The organism is Wolbachia endosymbiont (group A) of Cydia strobilella (assembly GCF_964026745.1).
Classification (GTDB): domain Bacteria; phylum Pseudomonadota; class Alphaproteobacteria; order Rickettsiales; family Anaplasmataceae; genus Wolbachia; species Wolbachia pipientis.
This window is the reverse complement of sequence record NZ_OZ034694.1, coordinates 1,216,725-1,237,821: the sequence shown is the minus strand read 5'-3', so window position 1 is coordinate 1,237,821 and position 21,097 is coordinate 1,216,725. Positions and strand designations below refer to the sequence as shown.

At 34.5% G+C, this 21,097-nt stretch carries 23 protein-coding genes, 1 tRNA gene and 1 other RNA gene; 11 read left to right on the top strand and 14 right to left on the bottom strand.

The window, feature by feature from the left end; genetic code table 11:
* Positions 1-169 precede the first annotated feature (169 nt).
* The 12 genes from ispG to AAGD76_RS06260 all read right to left on the bottom strand — a co-directional run bounded on the left by ispG (position 170) and on the right by AAGD76_RS06260 (position 10,295).
* The gene (gene ispG, locus AAGD76_RS06315) at positions 170-1,450 is read right to left on the bottom strand and encodes a flavodoxin-dependent (E)-4-hydroxy-3-methylbut-2-enyl-diphosphate synthase (RefSeq protein WP_070356735.1); all 1,281 of its coding nucleotides are present in this window, start codon (positions 1,448-1,450) and stop codon (positions 170-172) included.
* A gap of 25 nt (positions 1,451-1,475) precedes the next feature.
* The gene (locus AAGD76_RS06310) at positions 1,476-2,096 is read right to left on the bottom strand and encodes a TRP75-related protein (protein ID WP_070356736.1); all 621 of its coding nucleotides are present in this window, start codon (positions 2,094-2,096) and stop codon (positions 1,476-1,478) included.
* 197 nt (positions 2,097-2,293) lie between these two features.
* Positions 2,294-2,803 carry a hypothetical protein gene (locus AAGD76_RS06305; RefSeq protein WP_209472690.1) on the bottom strand — a complete coding sequence of 170 codons (510 nt, stop codon included), beginning with the start codon at positions 2,801-2,803 and terminating at the stop codon, positions 2,294-2,296.
* Between the two features lie 155 nt (positions 2,804-2,958).
* Complete coding sequence (locus AAGD76_RS06300; RefSeq protein ID WP_341820136.1) at positions 2,959-5,073, bottom strand: FtsK/SpoIIIE family DNA translocase; 2,115 nt, start codon at positions 5,071-5,073, stop codon at positions 2,959-2,961.
* Positions 5,074-5,352 carry a YggT family protein gene (locus AAGD76_RS06295; protein ID WP_006279515.1) on the bottom strand — a complete coding sequence of 93 codons (279 nt, stop codon included), beginning with the start codon at positions 5,350-5,352 and terminating at the stop codon, positions 5,074-5,076.
* A 171-nt stretch (positions 5,353-5,523) separates the two neighbouring features.
* Positions 5,524-5,799 carry a type II toxin-antitoxin system RelE family toxin gene (locus tag AAGD76_RS06290; RefSeq protein WP_209472686.1) on the bottom strand — a complete coding sequence of 92 codons (276 nt, stop codon included), beginning with the start codon at positions 5,797-5,799 and terminating at the stop codon, positions 5,524-5,526.
* On the bottom strand, positions 5,790-6,011 hold the full coding sequence (locus tag AAGD76_RS06285; RefSeq protein ID WP_006279415.1) for a hypothetical protein: 222 nt from the start codon (positions 6,009-6,011) through the stop codon (positions 5,790-5,792). The genes AAGD76_RS06290 and AAGD76_RS06285 overlap by 10 nt, the downstream gene beginning before the upstream one ends.
* Positions 6,012-6,216: 205 nt before the next feature.
* The gene (locus AAGD76_RS06280) at positions 6,217-6,654 is read right to left on the bottom strand and encodes a ClpXP protease specificity-enhancing factor SspB (protein WP_006279412.1); all 438 of its coding nucleotides are present in this window, start codon (positions 6,652-6,654) and stop codon (positions 6,217-6,219) included.
* Positions 6,655-6,675: 21 nt separating this feature from the next.
* Positions 6,676-7,014, bottom strand: a transfer-messenger RNA (tmRNA) gene (gene ssrA / locus AAGD76_RS06275).
* Between the two features lie 124 nt (positions 7,015-7,138).
* Positions 7,139-7,729: a CvpA family protein gene (locus AAGD76_RS06270; RefSeq protein WP_010962383.1), complete on the bottom strand. Its 591-nt coding sequence runs from the start codon at positions 7,727-7,729 to the stop codon at positions 7,139-7,141.
* Between the two features lie 57 nt (positions 7,730-7,786).
* The gene (locus AAGD76_RS06265; RefSeq protein WP_010082169.1) at positions 7,787-8,383 is read right to left on the bottom strand and encodes a riboflavin synthase; all 597 of its coding nucleotides are present in this window, start codon (positions 8,381-8,383) and stop codon (positions 7,787-7,789) included.
* Between the two features lie 181 nt (positions 8,384-8,564).
* Positions 8,565-10,295 (bottom strand): hypothetical protein, encoded by a 1,731-nt coding sequence (locus tag AAGD76_RS06260; protein ID WP_138264796.1) that lies wholly within the window; start codon positions 10,293-10,295, stop codon positions 8,565-8,567.
* A 146-nt stretch (positions 10,296-10,441) separates the two neighbouring features.
* On the opposite strand from AAGD76_RS06260, the gene pheS reads away from it, so the two are divergent.
* The 11 genes from pheS to ruvC all read left to right on the top strand — a co-directional run bounded on the left by pheS (position 10,442) and on the right by ruvC (position 19,494).
* Positions 10,442-11,485, top strand: coding sequence for a phenylalanine--tRNA ligase subunit alpha (gene pheS / locus AAGD76_RS06255; protein ID WP_341820541.1), 1,044 nt, complete (start codon positions 10,442-10,444; stop codon positions 11,483-11,485).
* Entirely contained in the window at positions 11,486-12,778 is a 1,293-nt protein-coding gene (gene glmU, locus AAGD76_RS06250) for a bifunctional UDP-N-acetylglucosamine diphosphorylase/glucosamine-1-phosphate N-acetyltransferase GlmU (RefSeq protein ID WP_341820540.1), read from the top strand.
* Between the two features lie 1,020 nt (positions 12,779-13,798).
* Positions 13,799-14,101 carry a 50S ribosomal protein L21 gene (rplU, locus tag AAGD76_RS06245; protein WP_341820539.1) on the top strand — a complete coding sequence of 101 codons (303 nt, stop codon included), beginning with the start codon at positions 13,799-13,801 and terminating at the stop codon, positions 14,099-14,101.
* A gap of 10 nt (positions 14,102-14,111) precedes the next feature.
* On the top strand, positions 14,112-14,381 hold the full coding sequence (gene rpmA, locus AAGD76_RS06240; protein ID WP_006279564.1) for a 50S ribosomal protein L27: 270 nt from the start codon (positions 14,112-14,114) through the stop codon (positions 14,379-14,381).
* Between the two features lie 9 nt (positions 14,382-14,390).
* Positions 14,391-14,467 (top strand) — tRNA-Ile (locus tag AAGD76_RS06235).
* A gap of 57 nt (positions 14,468-14,524) precedes the next feature.
* Complete coding sequence (gene metK, locus AAGD76_RS06230; protein ID WP_341820538.1) at positions 14,525-15,697, top strand: methionine adenosyltransferase; 1,173 nt, start codon at positions 14,525-14,527, stop codon at positions 15,695-15,697.
* 228 nt (positions 15,698-15,925) lie between these two features.
* A protein-coding gene (locus AAGD76_RS06225; RefSeq protein WP_341820157.1) for an IS5-like element ISWpi1 family transposase occupies positions 15,926-16,758 on the top strand; the annotation gives its coding sequence in 2 pieces (ribosomal slippage) (positions 15,926-16,295 and positions 16,295-16,758; 834 coding nt in all).
* A complete protein-coding gene (locus tag AAGD76_RS06220) occupies positions 16,755-17,426 on the top strand; it encodes a TenA family protein (protein WP_070356740.1) in 672 nt (223 codons plus the stop codon). Before AAGD76_RS06225 ends, AAGD76_RS06220 begins: the two co-directional genes overlap by 4 nt.
* Before the next feature lie 44 nt (positions 17,427-17,470).
* Positions 17,471-18,130 carry a TenA family protein gene (locus AAGD76_RS06215; protein ID WP_010962391.1) on the top strand — a complete coding sequence of 220 codons (660 nt, stop codon included), beginning with the start codon at positions 17,471-17,473 and terminating at the stop codon, positions 18,128-18,130.
* A 47-nt stretch (positions 18,131-18,177) separates the two neighbouring features.
* Complete coding sequence (locus AAGD76_RS06210; protein WP_006279354.1) at positions 18,178-19,005, top strand: cytochrome c oxidase subunit 3; 828 nt, start codon at positions 18,178-18,180, stop codon at positions 19,003-19,005.
* Positions 19,006-19,494 carry a crossover junction endodeoxyribonuclease RuvC gene (ruvC, locus tag AAGD76_RS06205; protein ID WP_341820537.1) on the top strand — a complete coding sequence of 163 codons (489 nt, stop codon included), beginning with the start codon at positions 19,006-19,008 and terminating at the stop codon, positions 19,492-19,494.
* A 44-nt stretch (positions 19,495-19,538) separates the two neighbouring features.
* Here ruvC and ruvX read toward each other — a convergent pair whose 3' ends face one another.
* Together ruvX and AAGD76_RS06195 are read right to left on the bottom strand one after the other, a co-directional pair.
* The gene (gene ruvX / locus AAGD76_RS06200) at positions 19,539-20,006 is read right to left on the bottom strand and encodes a Holliday junction resolvase RuvX (RefSeq protein WP_010082183.1); all 468 of its coding nucleotides are present in this window, start codon (positions 20,004-20,006) and stop codon (positions 19,539-19,541) included.
* 295 nt (positions 20,007-20,301) lie between these two features.
* Positions 20,302-20,487 (bottom strand): hypothetical protein, encoded by a 186-nt coding sequence (locus AAGD76_RS06195; RefSeq protein WP_138264918.1) that lies wholly within the window; start codon positions 20,485-20,487, stop codon positions 20,302-20,304.
* Positions 20,488-21,097 lie beyond the last annotated feature (610 nt).

Here is a 21,097-nt window from a genome sequence, read left to right as displayed (position 1 = left end):
CTCTCCACTTTTTCTGGGTAAGGTCAGTCAAACCTCCATTTTTTTTATATCAATTTATTACTTTTTTTTCGGTTTGACACACTTTTTTGAACATTCCCAACGAAAAAAGAAAAACAAGGTTTAATTTTCTTTTTTATTTGCGATTTATCTATTAATTAACCGTGAAAGGTTACGTGTAATGCTTCTTCACATAATTATCAATAATTGCCTTAAATTCTTCAGAGACATTATCACCTTGTAAAGTTTTGAAATATTTGCCGTTTTTGTAGACTGCTGAAACAGGTTTTTCTCCATATCCAGGTAAGCTGATTCCCAAATTTGCGTGTTTGCTTTCTCCAGGACCATTTACTATGCATCCCATAACAGCAATGTTCATATGCTCTACACCTGGATTTTTTTTCTTCCACATCGGCATATGAGTTTTTATATAGCCATTCACCTCTTCAGTTAATATACGAAAACGATCGCTACTCGTGCGCCCACAACCAGGACATGAATTAACCTGAGGGTTAAAGTGTCGCAAGCCTATAGACTGCAATATTTCCTGACACACCACCACTTCATTAGTACGCGATTCACCAGGACGTTGAGTCAAAGAAGCCCGTATTGTATCTCCAATGCCATTTTGCAATAAATAAGTAAGCCCTGCTGCGGTATTTACCACACCTTTATTGCCCATACCAGCCTCAGTTAAACCCAAATGCAGCGCATAATTGGAAGATTTTGCAAGTGCCATATAAACTAAAATTAAATCTTGTACTTTGCTAACTTTACATGAAATGATTATTTTGTTTGAATTTAGACCAATTTCTTCAGCTTTTTTTGCACTATCAAGAGCAGACATTACAAGTGCTTTGCGCAGTATAACATCAGAAGGCCTTGAATTACTAAGCGAAGAGTTTTCATCCATCAATTTTTGCAAAAGGTATTTATCAAGACTACCCCAATTTACCCCAATTCTAACCGGAAGATCGTGCATTATTGCATACTCTATCACCCTTTCAAACTTCTCATCACGTTTGTCGCCAAAGCCTATATTGCCTGGATTGATTCTAATTTTACCCAGCATTTTGATGTTGTCTGGATAATCTTGAACTAATTTATCTAGCTCATATTGACCGCAGCCTACCAATATTTTACCGTCAAAACCTTCTTTATTTATCTCTTCTACTATATAAGGTATTGCTCTTGCTACCTCCTCTGAGTTCAAGGCAATTCGCACCAATTCTGAACCTGTACGCGCTAGTTCTGTTATCTCTTTTGCATAATGTTTTGCGCTACTTTTTATATTATCAGCATCTATATGCACGCCAAGCGCCATAGATTGTACAACTACAGGATTATTTCCGCCTATCTTTACTTTTCCAACTTCTACAACATGAGTTTTGTGCCTGGAAATCTGCGATAATTCATATGTATTATCATTCAATATCAGGTCTTTATCTAGCATATTATTAATGGCCAATATTGTGATACTATTTTACTGTGTCAGCTACACTGCCAAATGAACTTGAACCATTCAAACTATAAGCATCTACGTTATCCAAATTAGCAATAGAATCATGTGAGCACGTTCTTCTTGATGGAGTTTCTTTTATAGTGACATTTATAGGAGAAACTTTCTTTTCTCGTGTTGAAGTAACTTTCTTCTCTTCTTGTTGTTCACTTTCATGCTGCTTATTTTCATACTGGAAAACTGACTCTTGATCTATAAATACAGCACCCCTTAAACGTGCGATATTAATACCATGCTGATTTATCATAGTGCTCTCTTCATCGTCGACTATGCAAGCTTCCATGTCATTTGGCTCATTATCAAGACTAGCAATTTTTTTCTCTTTTAATTTTTTGATTAGATCTTCTTTATTTATAGCTCGATCTTGTAATTTTTTTTTCTTGAGCAATTCCCTACGCTTCTCATACAGTTTATATGACTCAGCAAAATCCTCATCTGTATGAAAGTTTGCACCACCAGGGTTACCAGGAGGTATGTATCTCTTACTGAGCTTAGATTTAGCTTCAGCACTATGCACAGTAAAAAAGCTAGAAACCAAAAACATTAATATAAATAAAATTTTAGAAAAAACCCTAAGCATATGGTGCTATAGTAAATATCGTGTTTTAAAAGATAGCAATTAACAAACTTTAAGTAAACCAGAATCTTTACTAACTTTACAATACAAATATTTTTCTAAAAAGTGATATGTTTGCTATCAAAAAAACCTACGCAGACTAAGAGAAGAGTAAGGTGTTACAAGTTGCGTAACACCTTTTCAAGAAAAGTGTTATGCAGCTATATGTTTGCAACTTTTAAGTTATTCTGTAGTTTTTCAGTACCATCGGTAGTATCTACATTACTAAGTTTTGCGTCTGGCGTATCTTTAGATAAGTCGTTTTTCTTCTCTTTATCAAGCTTAACTCCCTGATAGATACAGAATGCAACAAAAGAAGCGACCGCTATTGCGGCAACAGCACTGACTATGATACAAGTTGCCATTATTTTTTCTTGATCTGCTACTGCTTCTGTAAGTGTTTTCACTTTTTCTTCTAAACCTGTGAAGTTTTCTTGCAAGCCTGTAAGCTTTTCTTGCAAACCATCGAATTTATCGTTCAAACCGTCGAATTTACCTAATAGCTCTTTAAAATTTCCCGTGAATTCACCCGACAGTTTGATTACTTCTTGTTCCAAACCTGCGAAGTTCCCTGATACCTTCTCTAGTTCTCCCACTCTTTTTTGCAATTCTTCTATTGCTAACTTATCAAGACCCTTAAAATTATACATAATACGTTCCCACAAAGACATTTTTAACCTCCTAGCTAATTAATATATTATAATTTTACATTCCAAATGTTTAAATTATTATTAAATTAACTGTCATTATGTATTGACCTTTTAATAATTTTGTTTGACTTGCTTTTTGAAAGTGCGGAAACTTAAATTAAGGTATTACAAGATTGTTATTCAACCAATATCTCTCTTTTCCCTGAGTAATTTGGAGCGCTGACAATACCTTCCTTTTCCATTCTTTCAACGATGTTTGCTGCTCTGTTATAGCCTATTCTAAGCTGCCTTTGAATGTAACTGGTTGAAACTTTTTGATCTCTTTGAATGATGGCCACTGCTTGGTTATAGAGGTCATTTTCTTCATCCTCCGTTTCATCGTGTGACTCTGTAGAAGAATTTTCATCTTCTTTAGTGATTTCCTCCATGTAGTTTGGCTCACCTTGCATTTTCAGATGATCAACTATATCTTGCACCTCATTATCACTTACAAATGGGCCGTGAACTCGAATGATCTTACCACCAGAGGCCATATAGAGCATGTCACCCATGCCGAGCAATTGTTCAGCCCCTTGTTCGCCAAGTATTGTACGGCTATCTATCTTAGAAGTAACAGCAAAACTGATTCTCGTTGGAAAGTTCGCCTTTATCACACCTGTGATCACATCCACAGATGGGCGTTGTGTTGCCATTATGATGTGTATTCCTGCAGCACGAGCCATCTGAGCTAAGCGTTGAATAGAGCACTCTATTTCTTTGCCGGCAACAAGCATCAAATCTGCCATTTCATCCACGATCACTACAATATATGGAAATGTTTCCATCTTGATTGGTATTTTTTCAAACAGAGGTTTGCCTGTTGTTGAGTTAAAGCCAATCTGCACAACGCGCTCCAATTCTATTCCACTATTCATCGCTTCTGTGATTTTTTGATTATAGTTTATAACATTGCGTACATTCAAATACGACATCATGCGATAGCGGTTTTCCATTTCTTTCACGATCCACTTAAGAGCGACTACAGCCTTTTTTGGCTCTGTTACTACTGGCGTTATTAGATGTGGTATTGCATCATATATTGAAAGCTCAAGCATTTTGGGGTCGATCATTATCATCTTGCATTCGTCAGGACTTAATCGATAAACGAGTGAAAGAATCATAGTGTTAATCGCAACTGATTTACCAGACCCTGTGGTTCCAGCAACGAGCAAGTGAGGCATTTTAGTTAGATCTGCAATAACTGGTTTTCCACTTATTTCTTTGCCAAGCGCAATTGGAAGATTTAAGTTTGCATTTTGGTATTCTGGTGATTCAAGCAAATCACGCAGCATTACAATTTCCCGTTCCTTGTTCGGCAACTCTATTCCCATAGCATTTTGCCCACGAATTATTGAAATACGTGCAGAGAGTGCACTCATCGAACGTGCAATGTCATCTGCAAGGCCAATTACTCTTGCAGATTTCGTACCAGCTTGTGGTTCAAGTTTGTATAAAGTCACAACCGGCCCATAGCATACACTGATAATTTTTCCTTGCACGCCAAAATCACTCAGGACTTGTTCCAGCAGAGATAAATTTTTATTGCTCTCCATTTCATTCAGCTGTTTTCTCTGCAAAGACTCCTCTGCTTTGGAAAGTAAATGAATGCTTGGAAATTCGAACTCACTGAAAATTTCTTTGGTGGCTTTTTTCTGTCTTTCTTTTGGTTGTTGTTTAGTAGTGATTTTAGTTTTATGTTTTTCTTCTACTACTAATGGTGCAATTGAATACTCAGTAGTTTTATGTGATCTGAAGAATGGAACATTTACAAATAAGCAAGCTATTTTTTTACATAAGAAGAATAGAGAGTAAATTGCTCTCTTCCAACCAACAGATCCTACAAGACCTATTAATGTTACTATCACAAATACATAAAACGGGCAGTTATTAACGAGTGCATTCCCTATCATTCCACTGTGTCTGTACCTTGCTGTGATGCCTAGCGAAAGTTGTGGTAATATAGCACATACCCCTAAATTGATTAATATTAAATAGAGAATTTTCAGCAGTATTTTTGCTGACCTGAAGATCAACAAGTAAACTATGGTTGTAGCTATTGTAACACTAGTTAATCCAAGAAATTGAACCAATATATCAGCTAAATATGAACCTACTATTCCACCTAAATTTGTCACTTCCTCATTTGTAGCCGTGTTTAAGGAAGGATCTTTATAGTTATAGCTAAAAACTGATATATATATATATATTAAAAGGGATAGATATATTGCTGATTTTAGATATTTTTTTAACATCTACCTAAAGTAGTAAGCTACTGTATATTTTACAAAGTGAATTGTTATTAGCAATATCATTATAGATAAATCTAATCCGTTGAACGGTGGTATATATCTTCTAATAATCTTTAGTGGTGGATATGTCAATTGGTTCAAGATGTGCATTATGCTACTGACAGTTTCATTATATATGTTCACCATATTAAGTTTAACCAGCCAGTTTAGGACAACCCAACATATTAGAATGAAGCTATAAAGATCAAGTAACGTATTGAGTAGATATATGATTGGATGCATACATATCTATTACACGAAAGTTATATAAAAGACAAGTATTTAGCCTTTTCAAACTCAAAATGTTGTTTTTGCTGAACCAAAAAAAACTTCATTTTTTGAGCTGCGCAAAGCCACCTAAAGTAGAGAATGGACAAGGAAGGAGGGGTGTATAATATATATTAATGTTGATATTTATTTCTTATAAATATCATCTCTATGTCCTATCTCTGTGATAGTTACTATATGATCTAATTGATTTACTCTGTAAATTACACGATAGTCACTAACTCTTAGCCTTCTACATCCTTTTAAGTTATGATGTAGTGGTTCACCAAAATTTATTGGGTCAACTGTAAGACGTTCTTTTATAGCCTTTTGAACTCTTAGCCTTATTATCTTTGGAAGGTTTGGTAAATCTTTTTCAACAACACTCTTTAGAGACTTAACCTTGTAACGCTCTAATCCCACTTAATATCTTCAAAATCAACTGTTTCTGCACCTTCAACATCACGCTCATCAGAAATTTTAGATACTAAAAAATCCTCCATTTCAAGCTCAACTGCTTCTCTAAATAGTTTTCCTGCTAATTCTTGAACGGGCTGTTTAGTAAATTCAGATAATTCAGCAAGATGCTTTAAAGTTTCTTCGCTAAGAGCTATGTTAATGCCTGAATTTGCCATATGTTTTACCGAACTCTACTACTGTAACAAGTATACAACATTTTTTTTAATTTTTCAATAAAGAAAGTTGATGATACGTAAGAAAAATTTTGCCACCTGCGTTAATAAATAATTAAAAATTTAGCATATTTATCTACCCTCTATTCTATTACTTAAGTTAGACCACTTTTTTCTATTAATATTTTTTGTTTATAAAGATGAGCAGTTACTCATCACGCAGTTGATCTATGGATATAATACTACCGTTTGATAGTTTTTCAGTACATTTTTCACTTTTGTATTCTTTATCAGAGTCGATACTGATTTTGTCAAATATTAAAACATCTCCTGAAATTTTATCACGAAACTCACTAATAGCAAAAAACGGTATAGTAATTCGCTCTTGTTTTCCTTGAAAACTCAAACTGACGCTAAATTTATCCTCAGAAACTTTTAAATCATAGAATTGATGCTGTAATATAATAAGCATTTGAGTAGGGTATGACTTTTTCAAACGATCTGGCATGGTCACACCATTAAAATATGTGAAAAATAATATTTCTAAGTGAGGGATAAAACCATTACCTGATATAACATCTAAAGTCTTTTTGATAACTTGAAACTTAGCAGAATTAAGCAGTTTTTTGTAATCTGTTTGCTCCATATAACTTTCACATACGTAAATTTTGGGGAACTTCTGTTACCCGGCGTTCCCTGAACCGTGCTTATAGCAATGAAGTTATAGTGCTTAAATTAAGCAGCTATTGCGTCGACATTGTCTTCAGCAGCAAAATTATCGTTTGCATTTAAATTATGAACTCTTAGCGGTGGTGTCTAACCGAGCAAAGCTACCATCTTTACTATGCATGTCGATCCTTAATCGCCCCCGTATAATTAAAAAACATGGTGGAGGCGCCGAGTACTGCCCTCGGGTCCAATACACCTATTACAAGGTAATTTTATTGCTATAGTATACAAAATGTACATAGCTATTATATAGCAACATTAAATAAATGTCAAGATATTATGACCTTAAGTTGATTTATTGCTAAAACAAAATTAATATTTCCAGTAAAAAATTCTGTGCTCTTAACCTGACACATATGGCTTTTTGAATACTCCCAATGAAAATATTTATAAATAAATATTTACTCTTCTTTTTTATTGTTTTTAGGTTTTTCTTGATCAACCATTTCTCCACCGATCTCTTTTATTTTTAGTATCAACGACTCTGGTACATACATGTCAATTACTTCTTCTGCTGTCACAAATAAAGCCTGATAAGAGTGTGAATTTATTATCCAATTAGGCAATATGTCTTCTGCTTCTATTTTATACTCTCCCTCTTTTTTGTCATATACTGTGTAGCAATATAAGTGCACAGCAAAAAATAATACATAAGAGAGCAATATTCCTTTAAGCACTCCGAGAAAGATTCCAGTAACTCTATCGATAAACCCCAACCTTATGGGTGATAATATGTACATTAGCCAGTTATTTATTATCATGAATATAAGATTAAGTATAATAAATACAGAGATTGTAGAAAGTATGTTTAGTGTAACTTTAGAATCAAAATATTTACTATAATTTGGAGCGAAAAAATCATAGTGATTAGCTGTCAGAAAGACCGATAAAAATAGAAACATTAGTGCGCATAGCTCTTTTATAAAGCCTCTAGTTACCGAGATTATTACGCATAGAACAACAATGAAGATAATTAGGCTATCGAAAAGCATGTTTTATATCTATATGGTTTTCAAGATATAATAGTTGTAAATAACAAGGTTGTAAAATTAATTGTATTTATGCTGCATCAATTGATCTAAATACCTAGCGATCATGTCAATTTCTAAATTCAAATAATCATTTACTTTGTTGTACTGAAAAGTTGTATTTTCCCATGTATAGGGAGTGATATTTACTGTAAATTCCTGATTAATAACTGAATTCACTGTGAGGGAAACCCCATCTAGTGTAACGGAGCTTTTTTTTGCAACAAATTTAATTAATTCTTGTGGGCACGATAGTTTGATTTCATGAGAATCTAAATTTTGATTAATTGTTAAAAATTTTACTATCCCATCAACATGACCCTGAACCAGGTGGCCATCGATCTTATCGCTTAATCTCATTGCTTGTTCGAGATTTATTTTTTTTCCTATTCTCCACGTATTTAAGTTAGCAACCTTCATAGTTTCTTGAGATGCTTGGACTGTAAATGTATCGCTCATTATATCAACAACAGTTAAACACACACCAGAGCAAGCTATTGAATCTCCTTTATTTATAGAGGATAAATTTTGTGTCTTGATATGGAAAATTTGATCAGAGTTGGAGTGAGTGGTAGTATCAGTTATAGTCCCGATATCCGTGATAATTCCTTTAAACATATGGTGAAAATAAATAATTTTACCATGAAAAATTTTTTACAACAACTTATTTCTATTTTGTTATAGTTAAAGTAATTCTGGTTTACCGACAATTTAAAAAACGACAAATTCGTCATCCCGCTACGTGTTAGCGGGATCTAGAGATACCGTGACGGTATGACGTAGGAAAACTGAGCCTGCACTAGCTATAGGCGCGAGAAAGGGGATCGTTTTCACTTACTTGTTCAATAGATTCTATAGAATATTCAGAATATATGAAATAAGCCAAACTCAGAACACATAATGCAGTTAATATTGGTAACCCTATGTTCAATGCTAGCCCAATACTTTCTCTTTTTTCTGGTGGCACTAATCCTTTTAACATTGACACTTTTCCTAACGGAAAATGCCATAAGCAAAGTGTTGATGCAGATGCTACTATTATAAATAGACAAAAATAAGCCTTTTTTGAGGAAAATACAGTTTTTAATGATGATTTGAGTGTAATGTTAGTAGGTGGTAGAGTTTTAGCTTCATTTGTTGCTGGTGAAAGATCTTTAATTGGTAAAGGGTTTGTAGATTTATGAGGAGTATTTTCATGTTGTGGAGAAGGTTGTTGTATATAAACACCTGAAACTAATTTAAGCAATTGCTCTTTTTTTCTATATACTTGTTTTTGTAAATATTCTTTACCTAAAAGTGAGTTACTAAGAGGTTGTGGCCTTTCGAGTATCTGTAATACTTCTGATATCTCGCCTGGCTCTAATATTGCATGTAATTGTTTATCTTGAAAGTAAACAATATTGAATACTGAGCTGAAAATATTGCAAAATGTTTCTGGATCTTGATTTTTGTATCCACTCATCACTTCAATAAATATTTTATCGAGTTTTTTCCCCCTGTGCTCAATTTGGTTATCTATCATAGCTACTCTAGCATCATTTTGTGCTTGTTTTATGGCTAATGGTTTTTCTTTCTCTGATAGTTCTTTGGTCTGCTTTTTTGACTTCTTTTTTCTGTTAGCCTTAAAATACTCTGTGTGCGAAGTAGTTTGACCTACATTCTGTTCTGCTTCTTGAGGTATTGGATTTTCTATACTACCCCCTGTCATCCGAGTAGCTTGACTACTTGGATCCATGTTTCTTTTTTCCTGGTCAAACGCTGGAATAACACCAAATGGTATATTGTTGCTCTGTATAGAAAATTTTGGCAATTGTTGGGAAAAGAATTGTGACGTATTAAAAAAATTGGGTAGACAGAAAAAAGATCTAAACCAGAAAACGTTTTCATGCATTGCAGCAACTACTATCGAAACACGTGTAACTTGTTTTCCATTATTTGTTACATCGAAGCCAAATGAGCCTGTAACTGGTACGATTTGTTTATTTTGTGCATTTTTTTGGTTAGTTTCACTCTGTTCTTTTTTGTCTTCATTTTCAGTTTTTTCTGCATGTTGTAGCTTTTCATTTAGAAATAACTCGATTTGGTACAAGTTGTCCAGGTTAATGTTTTCAACGTCTGTTTGTAGCGTTATCGTTGTGCCCTGCAGAAGGATTTGAGGCGGAGCACTATTTACGAATTCTTCTACAGTTTTATAACTGTTAGTTTTACAGTAGTTATTATATAGTTCACTGCTTTCTTTGGGCACTTTTATGTTGGCTGTAAAATTTTTTTCCCGGGAAAGGCAGATTTTGAAAAAATTAATTAAAGAGTTTATTCGAAATAATCTTATATTAAAGGTGTCTTTATCTGTTGCTGTTAGCTCAAATGAAAATTCTTGTATATTACTTTCAATACTTCTCGAGCGAATAGTACTGATCTTAATTGTTTCGCTAGAAAATGCTTTACTTATGTTTCTGGATTTTTCCTTAAAGAGCTTAGGTAAATCCTCTATTTTATACTTATTCTTAGTTTCAGTATTACTGTTGTGCATAGTTGATACAGCAAATTCATCAACGCAAAGGTAAATAAAAAAGATTAATCAGTCAATAAATTAATAATCAGAATAGGGCAATTTTTCGGATTGTTGATGATATTTAAAATTTCACTATAATGAAAGTTTAAGCCAGCGTTTTTAAGATGAATAAAGAGTTATTAGATGACATACTTTCACTTGAAGATAAAGCAGTTTCCGAAATTGAGAATGCTTCTTCTTTACAAGATTTAGAAAAAGTTAGGCTATCATATTTGGGAAAAAAGGGTGTAATTAAAGCTTATTTTGACAACTTAAAAGAGATAGAAGACGCAGGAAAAAAGCGCAATTTAGGCGAAGTTATCAACGTTTTACGTAATAAGCTAGATCAGCTTATAATGAATAAGGAGAATATACTAAAAGCCGAAGAAGTTAACTTTAAATTGCAGAACGAGGCAGTTGATATCACGTTGCCTGCGAGGCCAGAAAAAATTGGCAAGGTCCATCCACTCAGTAAGGTTCTAAATGAAGTAAAGCTTATTTTTGCACATATGGGTTTTAAGGCAGTTGATGGCCCTGACATTGAAGATGAATTTCATGTATTTGATGCACTGAATACTCCAAGTCATCATCCTGCACGAGAGGAGCAAGATACCTTCTACTTAAAGAATAAAATAGATGATAAAAGAATGGTACTGCGCACTCACACCTCATCTGTACAGATTAGAACCATGGAAAAAACAAAAAAATTCCCAATTAAAATAGTAGCCCCTGGTAGGGTATACAGAAATGACTTTGATGCAACTCATACTCCTATGTTTCACCAGATAGAAGGGTTATATGTCGATGAAAACGTCAATATGGGCCAGTTAAAATTTACTATTCATCACTTCCTTAATAAGTTTTTTGGAGATAAAGGGCTGAAGATACGTTTTCGTAATAGTTTTTTTCCTTTTACTGAACCCTCTGCGGAAGTGGACATAAGTTATAAAGGTAGTAAATGGATAGAAGTGCTTGGATGTGGTATGGTGCATCCAAATGTATTTCAAAATGTTGGAATAGACCATACTAAATACAACGGTTTTGCGTTTGGCATTGGTATAGAAAGGCTTGCAATGCTAAAATATCAAATTAGCGACTTGAGGAGCTTTTATGACAACAAAATCAGCTGGCTTGATCATTACGGTTTTCATTTTTCATCTTTAAGATAAGTGATAAGTAAAACTCATACGTTCATTATACTTGCTGCAGGGCATGGCAGGCGGATGAATTCAGATTTGCCTAAGGTCCTACACAAAATAGGCAGTTTTTCCATGCTCCAGCATGTCATTTACAATGCAAAACAGTTAAATCCTGAAAATATTGCTGTTGTAGTTGATCAGCCTTTAATTGAAAGACTAAAGTGTTTTAAGGATATACAGTTAATTACACAAGAATTAACACTTGGCACGGGAGATGCGGTCAAAACTGCGATGAGAAACCTAAGAGAATTGCCAGATTCAAGCATAGTTGTTGTGCAGTATGGGGATACTCCGCTCATAAAAAGCAGCACAATAACTAAAATGATTAGTTATTTAGAAGGCAAGGCTCTAGTTTGCCTAGGTTTTAGGACAAGCAATAAAGAATACGGTAGGTTAATTATTGAGAATGGTTCCTTAAGAGAAATCGTAGAAGCAAAGAGTGATAAAAATAATCATGAAGAATTTCTTGCAAATGCTGGAATAATGGTTGCATGTGCAAAGAATTTACGTGAATTGGTGGAGAAAATAGAGTGCAATAGCTCAACTCATGAATATTACTTGACCGATATAGTTTCCATTGCAGTGAAGAGTAATTTAAATGTCGGTTACGTTATTACCGGTGGAGAAGAAGCAACGGGAATAAATAACAGAAATGACCTTATAAAAGCTGAGTTTTACTTTCAAGAAAATAAAAGAAAAATTTTTACCGACTCCGGAGTAACGCTTGTTGCACCAGAGACTGTTTTCTTTTCTCTTGATACGCAAATTGCCAGAGATTCAGTGATTTACCCATATGTTTTTTTCGGTACTGGAGTGAAAATAGAGTCTGGTGCGAAAATACTGCCATTTTCGCATTTAGAAAACTGCTTAATTAAAAGTAATGCTGAGGTCGGTCCATTTACCAGAATACGCGGAAACACAACAATTGGTAATAAGGCAAAAATAGGAAATTTTGTGGAAGTGAAAACAAGTGAAGTTGGTCAAAACACTAGAATAAAACACTTAAGTTATATAGGAAATGCTAAAGTAGGGCAGGAGAGTAATATAGGAGCAGGCACTATTGTTTGTAATTATGATGGGAAAAATAAACATGAAACGAATATAGGGAGCAATTGCTTTGTTGGCGCCAATAGCTCACTAATTGCGCCGCTTAATATTCATGATGAATCTGTAATTGCAGCAGGTAGTGTTATAGTTGAGGATGTACCAGAAAAAAGCCTTGCAATAGCAAGAGAAAAGCAAGTAACTAAGAGAATAAAGTAGTCTAATTTAATTATGTTGTTGTGTCATTTTTAATATTAGACTTCTTGCATAACCATATAACAAACTTTTATTGGGAATAGAAACAAAAAAACTTCCTTGACAAACTCCGCCAGCCCCCTTATCATAACAGTGAAGCTATTGTATTTGCTTTCGCCAATCTGCAGATTAAAAGGTAAGGATTACTTAATGTATCGGCGTCTTATGTTTAATTTTTTGCAGTATATAGATACTGTATGTCTTTACAAAACTTCATCTACATCTAGATTTTTATCTAAATAAGCTGAACGCGCTTATAAAGCGTTACAAGACATCAAAAAATGCCAATACTCGACAGAGATAGTAAAAGACTAGCTAACTCGGGGGTCCTTTGTCTTTTTTTCTGCTTAGTAAATTTCTTAAACATTTGCAGCGTAGGTTAGTTGCAATTAAAAGCAGCTAAATTGCAGTGTTTAAGACTTAAAAAACGCCAATACTGAAAATAGACAATGACTAGGGTTTCTTTTGCCTTTTTTTTCATTTGGTAAATTCCTTAATGTTTATGGCTAAACGACAATCGTCATCCCGCTGCTTGTTAGCGGGATCTATTGCTGAGATACCGCGAATGAATCGCGGTATGACGGTTCGCGGCGGTATGACGTAGGACTGCTGTCATCCCAGTGCGTGACACTGGAATCCCAAAAAAGGATGATGTCATCCTAGTGCTCCTTTTTTTGTCATCCGAGTAGCTGACACTTGGATGACATCGTCATAAAGGAACCAGTGTCAAGCTACTCGGATGACAGGAGAAGGGGCTACTTGCATGACGGTGTCGGTAAACTTAGAGCTATAATAACTATTTGCCTTTTTTCTGCTTAGGTTATGCAAGAAGTCTACTGTCTGAGAAAAGGTAGATAAAAGATGAAAACAGATAGAAGTATTTTAGTAGCTCAAAAAGAACGTTAAGTCATGCTTTTTATTTATATTGACAGCGTATATGACATCGTTTACGATTAAAGTTAATAACAATAATTTATATTTATCATGTTTGCAGTAATTGAGACTGGTGGAAAGCAATATTTAGTAAAAGAAGGTAGTATAATAAAGGTAGAGAAGTTAGAAGCTGAAGAAAAAAAAGAGGTGGAAATCGATAAGGTGATTTGTATTTCAAATAATGGCTTATCTTATTCATCTAATGCTACTGTTAAAGCTGAAGTGTTGGAGCAGTGCAGGGGGGAAAAAATTATAATCTTTAAGAAGAAAAGAAGAAAAAATTACCGTAGGAAAACTGGTCATAGGCAGTATATAACTGTTCTTCGTATAAATGAAATTAGTCTTCAAAAGTAAGAGGTAAGATATGGCAACTAAAAAATCAGGTGGTAGTTCCTGTAATGGTAGAGATTCAGCGGGTCGTAGGTTAGGAATAAAGAAGAATGGGAAGGTTATTCCTGGTAACATAATTGTGCGCCAAAGAGGCACAAAATTCCATCCTGGGAAGAATGTTGGTATAGGTAAAGATCATACGATTTTTGCTAAAATAGAAGGCTGGGTCAGCTTTAGAAGATCAGCAAATAAAAAGACTTTTATTGATATCGTGCCTACAGATAATATGAAAGCTTCAGCTTGAATAAATCATGGGTCTGTAGCTCAGGTGGTTAGAGCGCACGCCTGATAAGCGTGAGGTCGGAGGTTCAACTCTTCCCAGACCCACCATTTAGTAGTTACTAACTGTGTTTTCTATAGCGGTTTTGATATTGTATAAGCAAAAACATGAGTTTATATAAAAATTTAGTAACCAGTGAATCAGTGGCGGCTGGTCATCCAGATAAAGTAGCAGATCAAATTTCAGATGCAATACTTGATGAGTACCTTTTTACTGATCCTTTTGCGCGAGCTGCAATAGAGACTTTAGTCACCAAAGATAACGTTATTATAGCTGGGGAAGTGTTTGGGCCTAACATCAAAAATAGCAGGATTGAAAGTATTGTACGGAATACAATAAAAGATATTGGTTACAAGCACGATGGGTTCCACTGGAGAAAAGTGAAAGTAAATATATTGCTGCATGAGCAATCAAATGACATTGCAATAGGGTTGGATCAAGGTGCTGGAGATCAGGGCATAATGTATGGCTATGCAACAACAGAGACAGAAAACCTTATGCCGGCACCCATTTTTTATGCACACTCGATTCTGAAAAATATCATGAGCGCAGTTAAAGAAGCAAAACTTGGTCCAGATGCAAAGTCACAAATCACTTTGGCATATGAGAATAACCTCCCGGTACGTGCTGAAAGTATTATTGTCTCAATACAGCACCCTGAGGATTTGGATCAATCAAAAGTAAAAGAAATAATTTACCCTTACATAGTTTCATCTTTACCTGAAGGATGGATGTGTCCTGAGGAAAATCTCTTAGTCAATCCAACTGGTAGATTTGTTATTGGTGGACCGGTTAGTGATTGTGGATTAACCGGACGAAAAATTATGGTTGATACTTATGGAGGTTATATTCCACACGGTGGAGGAGCGTTTTCCGGAAAAGATGCAACCAAAGTTGATAGATCTGCGGCTTATATGGCAAGATATCTTGCTAAAAATATTGTCTTTGCAGGTTTGGCTGAACGTTGTCTTGTGCAGCTTTCTTATGCAATTGGTGTATCAAAACCTACTTCATTCTATATTGATACATTTGGTGCGAATAAGGTAGAGGAAAGAGTAATTAAAAAGTTTATCGAGAATAATATAGATTTATCAACAAAAGGCATAATCAAGCATTTATCGCTTAATCATCCTATATATAAACGTACAGCCTGTTATGGACATTTTGGTAAACAGTCGGAAAGGGACGGTGGATTTTCTTGGGAAAACATGGACTTATCTGCTGATCTTCGTAGAGAATTCAATATAGAAGGTAATAGTAAAATTTCTTTAGATTGCTAAAATTTTTGATTTACAGCCCCATATTTATATACTAGCTTATTGTTAAAGCATAGCACGCTTTTTCATAATAATTATACCACATTAGTAATAATTTTTATATTCAATTTTTATTGTGAGGCTTATAAAGTGTATAACGAAATAGAAGGAAAACTGTACAACGTAATTGTAAGAGGTTGTCCGGAAACAAGTAAAAGGCTATAATATCTGAAATTTTAGTACGGGGTAAAGATGAGAAAAAAGTATCCAACAGATCTAAGCGAAAGGGAATGGGCAAGAATAGAAAAACACTTCAGAGTATCATACAAGAAAGGAGGAAGGCCGCCAAAGTATAGCAAAAGAGAAATATTAGAAGCAATTTTCTATGTATTGCGTACAGGGTGTCAATGGCGGTATTTACCAAATGATTTTCCGCTATGGAAGACTGTGTATGAGCAGTTCAGGCAATGGAAGAAGCAGGGAATTTTTGAGAAAATGAATTATGAAATTACAAAATATAGTAGAAGAAAAATAGGAAGGAATGAGCAGCCGAGTGCCTGTATAGTAGATAGTCAATCTGTAAAGACTACAGAAAAGGGGGGATCAAAGGCTATGATGGAAGTAAAAAAGTAAAGAGTAGAAAAAGGCATATAATTACAGACACTCAGGGTTTTATACTAGGTTGTTACGTAGGCGCTGCTAACGAAAATGATAGAGATGGTATTAAAATAGCATTAAACAATATGAGAACAAAATATACTAAAGTTAAAAAAATGTGGGCTGACATGGGATACCAAGGAAGAAATTTAAAGAATCACATAAAGGAAGAATATGACATAGATATTGAAATTGTTAAAAGGCCTCCATGTAGATTTTGGGTGCACAAAGATACGCCACCTGAGCTACTACCAACAAGAGAACAAGGGTTTAAAGTACAGCCAAGAAGATGGGTTGTAGAAAGGACTTTTGCTTGGGTTAATAGGAATAGAAGGCTATCGAAGGAGTATGATTTACTCACAACATCCACTGAGAATTTCATATACCTAGCTATGAGTAGGGTTATGTTAAAGAGGGAATATGCTTGAATTTACTAGTTTCCGGACAACCTCTAAAAGAGTTTTCTGATCTTATTGATAAAATAAAAGAACACCCTTTTAATGTTGAATTGATAAATAATACATTAGATTATGAAAAATTCAAATTCTACCTTCAGCAGGATTTTCTGTATTGTATAGATTGCGCTCGTGCTTTTTTAATTGTTGCAGCTAGAGTTGATGATATTGAAATGATGAGTAGTTTAATCAATTTGGCACAAGGAGCATTTTATGTTCGAGAACAGTATAAAAAATATTTTGAAGATTGTGATCTATCTGATGATCACAAAAAGTCAAGAGCTTGTTCTGCCTTTACTGACTTTTTCATGAGTGCCGCATATCACAATTCTGTTAATGAAGCTTTAGTAGCATCTTATTCTTGCTTTAACATATACCAAATCGTTATACGCCATATGGTAAATGAGATAACAACTAAAGGGGTTAAAAATAACAAATACAAAGAGTGGATCAACATTTATAGTAGCGAAACAGTAAATGCTGTAATTGATGAGGTTACTGATATTACAAATAAGCTATATAAAAAAGCTAGTGACTGTGAAAAAAAGAGGATGTATGAGTTTTTTAAGAAAGGGCTGGAATTAGAAATAATGTTTTGGGATGAGGCATATTACTCTAATATATCTAGCAAAGAATATTAGCAGCGGATTATTTACGTTAACTTGATCTTTTATCGGTAACTACAATGTTCAGTGGCATAATTAGGAGCTGTTACGGGTCAAATCTTTTAAAGGATATAATTGAGCATCCTTTTAATGTTGAGTTAGCGAATAACACCCTAAATATAGAGAACTTCAAATTCTATGCTCAACAAAAGACGTTGTTCTTAGGTGATTATATTCGTACCACCTTAATTACTGCATCCAAAATGGAAGATTATAGTAGTATTATCTCGCTTGCTGAAGTAGCCCAAAGAGTAGTGACTGTTAATAGAATGCTATATGACTACTACTTTACTATGTACGGTATAAGTCGCGAAAAGAAATCTCTTGAGTGTTTTAATTTCACTAATTTTCTTTTATCCATCTCGCATAGTAATACCTATGAGGCTATGACGGTTTTGTATTCTTGCATGTTTATATACGAGACTGTCGTTGATAGCATGAAAAATAGATTCAAGAAAAATAATAGATATAGGGATTGGTTTAATTTTTGTTACAGTGATTCAGTAAAGTCTGGATGCATTATTTTGGAAAATATTGTTGATGGATATTGCAGCAGAGCAAGAGAAAACGAAAAGAGCAGAATGCTTGAGTTGTTTAGAATAACTGCACAATTTGTGTTAGATTTTTTGAACGGTGCATATAATTTTTCAAGATTCAATCAATTTCCTAAGGAACATTGACAATTTTAAGCTAATTTGTATCCTTAATAAGTATTTTTTAAAATGCTATGAAAAGTAAAGAACATGATTTTCATTTAGTGGATCCAAGCCCTTGGCCAATTGCTGTATCAGCAGCAATTCTTATTCTTGCACTTGGATTAGTTGGCGCGCTTCATAAACAAATTGTCGGAATGTTTTGTTTAGTTTTGGGAATCTCCGCAGTATCAGGGGTGCTGTTTTATTGGTGGAGAGATGTAATAAGGGAGGCCATTTATGACAAATGTCACACTGCCATTGTAAAACATGGACTCAAATTTGCAATGTACTTGTTTATTCTCTCGGAGGTCGTATTTTTTATAGTGTTCTTTTGTTCATTCTTTAAAGCCTGGCTTGATCCAGTTTTTTTATTTGAGGCGTTTTCTCCTGCAAAAAAAGTTGAATGGCCCCCTGAGGGAATTTTGCCACCTGATCCGTGGTCACTACCATTCATGAATACATTAATATTATTGCTTTCTGGTACAACAATTACTTGGGCAAATCACTCTTTACTTAAAAATGATAAAAAGAGCATGATTAAAATGCTGTCCATAACTATATTGCTTGGAGTTTTTTTTATAATAGTGCAAGCAATAGAGTATCATGAAGCGAGTTTTTCTCTACAAGAAACAGGAGAAAAGCTTATTTATACATCCAATTTTTATATGATTACCGGTTTTCACTGCGCACACGTTATAATAGGAATAATATTTTTATCAGTGTGTTTATTTAGAGCACGGAAAGGCCAATTTACACTTCAGGACCATTTGTGCTTTGAGTTTGCCTCCTGGTATTGGCACTTTGTAGATGTAGTCTGGATATTTTTATTTTTGTTTGTCTATTGGTTAAGCGTTTATTAAGTGGTTAAAATAATAGGTCTAGATCCAGGAATAAACAAGACTGGGTGGGCCATTATCAGCCTGAACGAAAAAAATAATATTGAATTTTTGGGCGGCGGTACCATATCAACTGATGGTAAATTGGGTACAGGTGAACGCCTACATATAATTTTTGAACAATTAAAGAAAGTAATTTCCCTATACTCTCCGAATGAAGCTGCGGTGGAGAAAATTTTTGTTAATAAAAATCCTAAATCTTCACTAACTTTAGGATATGCAAGAGGGGTTGTAATTTTAGCGTTAAAAATAACAAAGCTAACTATGAATGAATATGATGCAAACTATGTAAAAAAAAGCATTACCGGAAATGGCCATGCTGATAAGGATCAGATGATATTTATGGTGAAGCAAATAGTTAAAAATTTGAGTATAAAATGCCACCATGCTGCTGACGCTCTTGCTGTAGCAATTTGTCATGCTTATACGAAAGGTTCTTGTTTTGTTGAGTAACTTTTATATGGGATTCAGTTTGAAGATTTCCAGATCTGGAAAAACTATTTGATTGTATTTATCTTGTCTAACGTTCGTTGCAAAATAATACATGCGGAGATTTTATCATCTATTTTTTTCGATTTTGTGATTGATATTCCAGTAATTTTTAGTGTATGAGTTGCGATAGATGTTGAGAAGCTTTCGTCTTGTAAGTATATATTTACTTTATATTTTTTTATTATTTTATTTGCGAATTGGATTATAGTTTTACACCATTTAGTTTCTTGCTCGTCCATTTTTAACGGTAGTCCTATTACCATTGATCCAGATTCATTTTCTTTGAATATTCTATGCAGATAACCTAAATCTTTGCTCATATTTTTTCTGTGATATATGCTATGAGCTGTGGCTATGAGCTGTGTTTTATCGCTAAATGCTATGCCTATTTGCTTTTCTCCCATGTCAAGGCACATTATGCGCTTATCTTTTGGAATAGACTTTAGAAACTCATCTGGATTTCTATGTAGCATCTATTAGACTTCCTTTAAAGTGACCTTACCAAAAAAGTGGAGAGAAAGTTAAGAAAATTTTTTACAAAAAGAATAATGAATCAAATTGCTCAGGAATGCAATAGACTTCTTGCATAACCCAAACTAAGTAGAAAAAAGGTATCATCTAAGTAGCTGACACTGGTTTCCATCCAAAAGGGCAGTGCCCCTATGATGTCATTCCAGTGCTTGACACTGGAATCCAGACTTCAATTGTTATACTTGTAAATAAGTCTGGAACGTTCATCTCAAAATGTAGTATTTTTGTTGAAATAGCTCAACTGGATTCCAGCGTCACGCGCTGGAATGACACCTTTGTGTTTGCATAGCTGTACGAACATTGTGATTTGAGAGCAATCTCCACAAGGGAGGATGTCATTCCAGTGCCCAGACACTGGAATCCAGGAAAAAGAATGGTGTCATCCAAGTAGCTGACACTGGGATCCAGAAGACTTAATTTCAACCAAATAATAAAGGCTGGATCCCAGTGCTTGGCACTGGAATGACAGCAATCCTACGTCATACCGCGATTCATTCGCGGTATCTCGGCCGCTAACAAGTAGCGGGATGACGGTTATCGTTTAGCTACAGACATTAAGAAATTTACCAAACGAAAAAAAAGGCAAAAGAAGCCCCGTGGTTGGCTAATTACTTACATTATACTTTCAAGTATGGCGTTTTTTTATTCTAAACACTTAATAACCGCGATTCAGTTGCTTTTAAACCGCAACTAATCTAAATTATAAACGTTAAGAAATTTACTAAACAGAAAAAAAGGCAAAAGAAACCCTAGGGTAGCTAGTTATTCACTATCCATTTTTTAAGTTGGCGTTTTTTTATGTTTTAAACGCTTTATAAGCGCGTTTCAGCTTATGTAGGTAGAAGTTTTATAAAGACATAAGGTGCACATAGTGCAAAAAATTAAACATGAGACGCCAGATACGTGAGTTTTTTTGTCATTTAATCTGTACAGAGAAGATAAATAAATAGCTTCAATTTTATGATAAGAGGGCTGGCGAAGCTTGTCAAGTAATCTTTTGCATTTAACCCGTTTCTATGGGTAAAACAATCTG

Bases quoted from the DNA above. Each gene is read 5' to 3' on its own strand.
- rplU (WP_341820539.1), top strand. From the start codon at position 13,799: ATGTTTGCAGTAATTGAGACTGGTGGAAAGCAATATTTAGTAAAAGAA.
- AAGD76_RS06300 (WP_341820136.1), bottom strand. From the start codon at position 5,073: ATGTTAAAAAAATATCTAAAATCAGCAATATATCTATCCCTTTTAATA.
- ispG (WP_070356735.1), bottom strand. From the start codon at position 1,450: ATGCTAGATAAAGACCTGATATTGAATGATAATACATATGAATTATCG.
- AAGD76_RS06280 (WP_006279412.1), bottom strand. From the start codon at position 6,654: ATGGAGCAAACAGATTACAAAAAACTGCTTAATTCTGCTAAGTTTCAA.
- pheS (WP_341820541.1), top strand. From the start codon at position 10,442: ATGAATAAAGAGTTATTAGATGACATACTTTCACTTGAAGATAAAGCA.
- AAGD76_RS06295 (WP_006279515.1), bottom strand. From the start codon at position 5,352: ATGCATCCAATCATATATCTACTCAATACGTTACTTGATCTTTATAGC.
- AAGD76_RS06305 (WP_209472690.1), bottom strand. From the start codon at position 2,803: ATGTCTTTGTGGGAACGTATTATGTATAATTTTAAGGGTCTTGATAAG.
- ruvX (WP_010082183.1), bottom strand. From the start codon at position 20,006: ATGCTACATAGAAATCCAGATGAGTTTCTAAAGTCTATTCCAAAAGAT.
- AAGD76_RS06310 (WP_070356736.1), bottom strand. From the start codon at position 2,096: ATGCTTAGGGTTTTTTCTAAAATTTTATTTATATTAATGTTTTTGGTT.
- AAGD76_RS06270 (WP_010962383.1), bottom strand. From the start codon at position 7,729: ATGCTTTTCGATAGCCTAATTATCTTCATTGTTGTTCTATGCGTAATA.
- AAGD76_RS06215 (WP_010962391.1), top strand. From the start codon at position 17,471: ATGTTCAGTGGCATAATTAGGAGCTGTTACGGGTCAAATCTTTTAAAG.
- rpmA (WP_006279564.1), top strand. From the start codon at position 14,112: ATGGCAACTAAAAAATCAGGTGGTAGTTCCTGTAATGGTAGAGATTCA.
- AAGD76_RS06265 (WP_010082169.1), bottom strand. From the start codon at position 8,383: ATGTTTAAAGGAATTATCACGGATATCGGGACTATAACTGATACTACC.
- metK (WP_341820538.1), top strand. From the start codon at position 14,525: ATGAGTTTATATAAAAATTTAGTAACCAGTGAATCAGTGGCGGCTGGT.
- AAGD76_RS06210 (WP_006279354.1), top strand. From the start codon at position 18,178: ATGAAAAGTAAAGAACATGATTTTCATTTAGTGGATCCAAGCCCTTGG.
- AAGD76_RS06285 (WP_006279415.1), bottom strand. From the start codon at position 6,011: ATGGCAAATTCAGGCATTAACATAGCTCTTAGCGAAGAAACTTTAAAG.
- AAGD76_RS06260 (WP_138264796.1), bottom strand. From the start codon at position 10,295: ATGCACAACAGTAATACTGAAACTAAGAATAAGTATAAAATAGAGGAT.